Origin of the sequence: Endozoicomonas sp. ONNA2, assembly GCF_024606365.1 — a bacterium.
Classification (GTDB): domain Bacteria; phylum Pseudomonadota; class Gammaproteobacteria; order Pseudomonadales; family Endozoicomonadaceae; genus Endozoicomonas.
The window spans coordinates 1-1,512 of record NZ_JAHHPO010000703.1 but is presented as its reverse complement, the minus strand read 5'-3'; the positions used below and the strand labels follow the sequence as shown (position 1 = coordinate 1,512).

The 1,512-nt window shown below is 40.8% G+C and carries 2 protein-coding genes; one reads left to right on the top strand and one right to left on the bottom strand.

The window, feature by feature from the left end:
* A partial coding sequence (locus KDK14_RS12460; protein WP_257265456.1) for a phage baseplate assembly protein V occupies positions 1–362 on the top strand: 362 nt, incomplete at its 5' end.
* A gap of 172 nt (positions 363–534) precedes the next feature.
* Here KDK14_RS12460 and KDK14_RS12455 read toward each other — a convergent pair.
* A complete protein-coding gene (locus tag KDK14_RS12455) occupies positions 535–1,164 on the bottom strand; it encodes a LysM peptidoglycan-binding domain-containing protein (RefSeq protein ID WP_257265455.1) in 630 nt (209 codons plus the stop codon).
* Positions 1,165–1,512 lie beyond the last annotated feature (348 nt).

The window sequence follows — 1,512 nt, the reverse complement described above, 5'->3', positions numbered from 1 at the left end:
ATGATTGCGGTGGAGCATCTGAATATGTGGAAGTTATTTACAGACAATTCCCAAGGGTAAAAATCGGGGATCTGTACACCGCGCCTTTACGCTGGCTGATCCATCAGGCAGGCACTGAACGGGACTGGTGGAAACCGGAAGACGGTGAACAGGTATTGGTATTGTCGCCCTCTGGCGATCAGGTGCGAACCGGCAGAAATGCAGTAATAGCCTTTATTAAAGGACTGATAAGCAACATCAAACTAATCAACCACGATGATCAAAAGTCAAGCAGGTTTTACACTGATCAGTACAGCATATACAATTCCCTTGAAGAGTGGGGGGCAAGCATAAGTCTGAGAAATGGTTGCAAGACGCTCTGACATAAATATCCGGGGTTTTCGGGCAGTCACTTATTGATGATGGTGATGAAGAATCTTTAAAAGCGCAGCGTCTCGTTCAATATGATGAAATCCAGAGACACCATAGAAAACTATGTTGTCTCTGGCATCAAGTTATGTCGGGTGGCAGGTTTATGCTTTAAAACAATACCTGTTATTCATTGATATCAGGTATATAGATTGTGAATCCGGCAAAGATCTTGTTTGGGTTTTTTATCATAGCCGTGTTGTTCTTCCAGATGGCTTTCCAGTGTCGGCTTGAACCGTATAAATTTTTGGAGATAGACGATAACGTATCTCCATGTTTTATCAGGTATGGATCACCTTTTTTATTTTGAACAAATTTCCTGGCTGGTTCAGGATAAGTTAATATGGCTCCTTCTTTTATTATATTTTTAGAACCAATTTTTCCGGGGTTTGAATCTTTAATGACAATCCATTGTTCATAATCACCGTATATTTCGAATGCGATTTTCATCAGAGTGTCATTTTGATTGACAGTGTAATAGTTTTGACTATAAGAGAGATTGTTAATATCTGTGCCAGCTGTAGCGAAATTCGACAGTTGATAAGAGGTTGAAGCAGTATTTTGCTTCTTCGACTCATTTTCTGCTGGGTTGTTTGAGAATGAATCTGTATCTTTTGGCTTTGTGACGTCTGCCTGGTCCGGATTTTCAGAAAGGGGCAATAACTCTTTGTCTCTGTTAGCCGTGACTTCTCTTTGTTTTGAATCAGAGCAGGCAGTCAGACCAAATGCCAGACCGATTATCAATAAGTGTTTCATAGGCACACCTGAACAGAAAGTTTTTTGAATTGAATGCTTTTATTGTTGGTGAAAAAAATGAATAAATAAAGGTTGTTTGGTTTATTTGACTGGCTGTGTATGAAGTATTGTCGATTGGTTAAGGCAGGTAAGCTTTATTGACAGATAAGTAGCTAACCATATATTTCATATGGTTAGCTACCTGGATCTATTTGTGCGGCTTCCCCGTACAAATTCACTGTAGCTTTTTCTACTCTTCAGCTTAGCCCGGATATTTCATAAACTTGCTCCCGCTCTCGCTTGTCCTTTACCGATCTAAGGGAGTTTTGCTCAGTCGACCGTACTCCCCGGTACGGCGCTCCCTCGCAA